Annotated in this window: 6 protein-coding genes; all 6 read right to left on the bottom strand. The window is 53.5% G+C overall.

All coding sequences use genetic code 11. From position 1 onward, the window contains the following. A partial coding sequence (locus VEI96_03680; GenBank protein HXX57077.1) for a hypothetical protein occupies positions 1-405 on the bottom strand: 405 nt, incomplete at its 3' end. Between the two features lie 7 nt (positions 406-412). Beyond that, a complete protein-coding gene (locus tag VEI96_03675) occupies positions 413-1099 on the bottom strand; it encodes a corrinoid protein (GenBank protein HXX57076.1) in 687 nt (228 codons plus the stop codon). Continuing rightward, on the bottom strand, positions 1099-2124 hold the full coding sequence (locus VEI96_03670; GenBank protein HXX57075.1) for an MtaA/CmuA family methyltransferase: 1026 nt from the start codon (positions 2122-2124) through the stop codon (positions 1099-1101). Before VEI96_03670 ends, VEI96_03675 begins: the two co-directional genes overlap by 1 nt. 27 nt (positions 2125-2151) lie before the next feature. Continuing rightward, positions 2152-3108, bottom strand: a complete 957-nt coding sequence (locus VEI96_03665; protein ID HXX57074.1) for a tetrahydromethanopterin S-methyltransferase subunit H — start codon at positions 3106-3108, stop codon at positions 2152-2154. Positions 3109-3238: 130 nt separating this feature from the next. Beyond that, on the bottom strand, positions 3239-3682 hold the full coding sequence (locus VEI96_03660) for a carboxymuconolactone decarboxylase family protein (GenBank protein ID HXX57073.1): 444 nt from the start codon (positions 3680-3682) through the stop codon (positions 3239-3241). A gap of 150 nt (positions 3683-3832) precedes the next feature. Continuing rightward, positions 3833-4846 (bottom strand): uroporphyrinogen decarboxylase family protein (locus VEI96_03655; GenBank protein HXX57072.1); only part of this gene is annotated, 1014 nt, incomplete at its 5' end.

Genomic DNA, 4846 nt, shown 5'->3' with positions numbered 1-4846 from the left:
TCTGAGGGGGGCATCGGTCAGCACGCTCGCCCAGGTGAGTTTTGATCCATAGCGCTTGTTTATGATAAGACCGTTTTTTCCGATCCAGCCGAGTCCGGAGCATGTCGCCGCTGTCTTATGACAGAAGAGGGGATAGAGTTTCGTGATATACTTGCCTTTCTTCCTGTCCGAATCAGGCGGTATCGAGAGACTCCTGAATCCCCCTTCCTTCAGCCAGTCCGCAACAAGCTTTTGGAGCTGCAGGAGCAGATCGATCGTCTCCTTGTTGAGGCCCCTGTTGACCGCAATCGCCACGCCCCTCTTCAGGTGCATGATCTCAGGGGTGAGCGCGTCCGTGACATCGCCCACCCCGACAAGGGTGGCACCTTCGCTTTTCAGGTATTCTTTCAGTTGCCGTGTATCCAACTTCTTATTACTTCTTAGCGGCCCTTTCTGCCCTCAGGTTCTTGAGGAAGGCTACCATCTTTATCGCCTCTTTGAGGGCGTTACTTGCATCTTCAGCATACCCGTCGGCGCCCCACTTGTCCGCGAGCTCTTTTGAAGTCGGAGCACCGCCGATCATGATCATGACGTTCGGGTTTTTCGCCTTGATCTTCTCGATGACTTTCGGCATGCCGACCATGGAAGTCGTCATCATCGCCGAGAGACAGACCAGATCGGAATCGGTCCTCAGTTGTTCGTCAACGAACTTATCGAGGGGTACGTCCCTCCCGAGATCGTATACCGTGAAGCCGGCGACATCGAACATCATCTTGACGAGGTTCTTCCCGATGTCGTGGACATCGCCTTCGACCGTGCCGATAACGACAGCGCCCTTGAGGCCGAGGTCCATCTGCTGGCAGTGGGGCTTCAGGATGTCGAGGCCCGCGTAAAGGGCATCGGCACACATGAGGATCTCCGGAACGAAATACTCCTGCGCCTCGAAGAGTCTTCCGACCTCCTCCATGCCGGCCACGAGTCCGTCGAATATCGCCTCGTTGGCATCGAGCCCTGCATCGACCGCCTCCTGTGCACCTTCCTTACAGGCATCTTCATCATACTGAATCACGCCGTTTTTCAGTTTCTCGAGTATCTCCTTCTTTTTCGCTTCGTCTGCCATTACTTTTTACCTCCGTATTTCTTGATTTCATCGATCATCGCCGTCATATTCTGAGGAGGCACCGTCGGCCAGATATCGCATCCCGGCCAGACCGCGCTCACGCCGTTGTCGATACAGTTCCTCATGGTGGACCGCACGAGATTTTCGTCACCCGAGACAAGGACGTTATAGGGGTCATAATTGCCGAAGATGAGGGCGTCTTTTCCCAATTTCTTCCTCGTTTCCGCAACGTCGTTCTTCTGCTCGACACTGATGGCGTTCGGGCCCGACTCCATCATGAAGGTCACGATGTCGTTCGTCTTACCGCAGATGTGCAGTACCGAATGCACCTTTATCTCCTTCATGATCTTCTGGAGGGGGGGGAAGATGAGGCTCTTGAAAACCCTCGGACTGAGCACATCGGTCGTAGCGCCCATTTCCCGAACCGTTATGTAATCAGCGCCGGCCCTTTCATACTCTTTCGCGACGATGATAATCGCATCGGCCATCACGTCGAGGAGCTTTGCGACCTTATCCGCCTTCTTGAAGGAGAGCTTTAACAGGTCGTTCAGTTCCATGATCTGACCGGCGAGGGTGAAGGGACCGAGGACATAGGATCCTATGGCGACCTCATTCCCTATGTCCGCCTTCAAGATCTTTATCGCTTCCTTCAGGAGCGGAACCCTCCCTTTCGATGCGAGATCGGCAGGAAGTTTTATATCCATCTCGTCTTCCTTGTGAATGAGCTTCTCCTTTATCGTCGGATAGAGGATACCCTCGGCGTGGGGATAAACATTGATGACGCATCCCATCGCCTCCGCTTCTACGCAGAGGTCGACGGGAACCACGCCGCATTCGAAGCCGAACATCTTATACGTCGAAGCTGCGGTATCGGCCATCTGTTTCGCATCGAGATGAATGCCGGCAAACCGGTACCCGAGCTTGTTGATTCCCTCTTCCGTGACATTACCCATTCCGCTGAAACAGGGAATCCTGTCTATCGCTTCTCCCTTAAAAAGTTTTAGCACTCTCTCTCTCGAAGTCATTAACGTTGTTTCTCCTTTCCTGTCATCTTATTTTCCCTTTTTCCTCGTTCCGCCTTCCTGCAGCTTCTCGATGAAGTCGGCGAAGTTTTTCCGAAGGGGAAGGTTAGGGTTCTCGTGGATGATGTTTGTCTCGTCGTATACAAGGGTAGACAGCAGCATGTGGGCGCTCGCTACGGCAGGAAAGACCCTCGGCGCCGTGACGATAGGGCCGCAGAAATTGAAGTCGCTCCAGAGGGCTGATGCCATCCCCTGGACCACCGCATCCATCGCCTTGAAACCGTCCAGTCCCCACTTCTCTTTTATCTCCTTCCACATGTGGGTGCCGTTCGAGTATGCGCCGCCGCAGGGAAGGCCATGCTTCTCCTTGATTATCCTGTTCGCTATGAGCGAAAAAGAGGTTGAGGGCAGGTTCATCACCGACGTATCGACGATGACGGTGTCAAAGCTATCGGCGCCCTGAGCGAGTATCGACTCGAGCGATTTCAATCTGCCTGCCGGCGTCTGGTCCTGATCATCGAATGCCTGAACGACTACATGCTTGATTCCGAGGTCCTTCAAGCGCGCTACCTGTCCCTTTATGTCCTTATCCCAGGGCGTTATGCTGTTATAGAGGAATTTATTCTGCACGCCAAGTTTCGCGATATACTCCGTCGCCTTTGCCCTCTGCTCGGCAACCCACATGTCTATCCCGAAGGGCATCGTGGTTGTTTCGAGGAAGAAGTCGATATAGATCTTTGCCTCTTCGGGCGTATTCGCAACCATAGCCACCATACCGGGGATACCGGTAATCTCGGAAAGGTCCTCCTGTTTCTTGATAAGGTCCTTCGCCTTTTCCCTGTCGAAATTGCCTTTTCTGTCATGTACGATCTTGTCTTTATTATGGAACATCGATGATATCATGAGGGGAGGATTCTCTCCGGGCTGACCGCCTATCTTTATTCCCCCGATGGTAAACACTTTCTGTTCTTTCTTGAATGTGAACATTCAATCTCCTTTTTTATTCAATTGTGGTAAAATGAACTATCTTTTCTCTTGAGGGCGGCGCCCCCGGACGGAGGACGCCGCCCGCTTTTTATACAGCTTCCTATCTCTGCCGCCTTCGCTCCCTTTCAGCCTAGAATACGCCGTGGTCGAATTTCGGGGCCGGCAGATATTCCCACTTTTCACCCTTCCGGAATTTTGCCTCGATATCGAGACACTTGAGCGCATATTCGAAGGCGTAGGGGATGCCCGGACCACCGGGCACGAAACCGGCGAGGATCATGCCGACGGAGGCTGCTTCGAAAATCTCCATGGTCGTCGCACCCGCATTGATGGCCGGGATTACATGGATGATGCAGCGCGGGGAACAGTATCCGACTCCGCCTGCCATGAACATCAATTCCTTTACCTTCTTCGAAAGCGCTCCGTCACCGAAGATCGTCGCGTAAAAATCGGCAAAGGTCCTTCCCGGGTCCGGGGTTACCGTGTTTATTATCTGGAACATCCTCGGAACAAAACCGCATTTCTGCTTCATGTACTCATTGACTTCTTCGACCGTCATTTTCTTCTCAGCCATCGTTGCCTCCTTCTTCTGTTGTTTTTCCGACTCTCCAGCCAGTATACGCCTCACGCTCTCAAAGAATCCCACATTCACCTCCCCTTACAAAGGGTTTATTTTTTCCCCTCTTCGCTGCATCTCACCTCCCCTCAGGGTACGCATGGATCATCAATATTTCCAGTTAAGGGCTACGTCATGGAACGCCTTAAGATTCTCATAGGAAATCGTCGGCGGGATGTCACAACCGGGAACGAGGACATAGCCTCCGTCCTTACCGGCCAGCTCTATCGTCTCTTTACAGGCCTGCTCGACTTCCTCCTTCGTCTTATTGAGGAGTACATGTACGGGAGCCACATTACCGCCGAAGCACATCTTGCCGAAGAGGACCTCCTTCGCCTTGGCGATGTCGACCTTCTGATCAAAGAAGATGACCGTGCATCCGGTGTCGATGAACTGTTCAAGGCGGTCGCTCGTGTTGCCGCATATGTGGAGAATGGTGTAGACGCCCTTCGATTTCGCCCAGTCGCTCATCTTCTTGAGCGGGGGAACCGCGAATCTCGACATCTGTTTGGGATTGATGAGGTCTCCCGATGCGGTGGGATCGGCGATGCTGAGCGCCTCCAGGCCCTTGTCGACCAGGGGCTCGTACAGCGCGATCAGAAGATCGGCGCAGAAATCGACCATCTTCTCCACAAAGGCCGGCTTCTTGAACGTTGCCTTCATAAAGGCTTCTTCCCCGACAAAGCGTGCGGCGAGGGTGAATGGGCCCCAGCAGGTCATGGTGACGAGGTACTTGTTGCCGATCTTCTCCTTCACCTTGAGTGTGGCATCCATGACCCCCTTGATGACGTCCTCCTTGAAGAGGTCCTGGATATCGAGCTTCGCAATGTCTTCTTCCGAATGCACGAAATGCTCCGTCATGTCCGGCGCGCCGATTTCGCGGAACTTCACGCCCGCGCCGAATTTCCTTCCGAGGGCGATGGCGTGGAAATTGTTGAACCCGGAGCCCACATACACCACGTCGCTCCTGATCTTTTCAGCCTCAGCGACACACATGTCCACATTCTTGTCTACGTTCTTTGAGAGTTCCTCGAAGGTGGTGCCGTAATCCTTGATGCTCCACATCCCCCCTCCGAAAAGGGTCACGGGTACCCGCTCGGGTTTGCCGAGTTCGAAGGCCTT

It is taken from the genome of Thermodesulfovibrionales bacterium, assembly GCA_035622735.1.
Taxonomy (GTDB): Bacteria; Nitrospirota; Thermodesulfovibrionia; order Thermodesulfovibrionales; family UBA9159; genus DASPUT01.
Note: the sequence above shows the minus strand (reverse complement) of the source record. Positions and strands in the feature narration are given on the sequence as shown.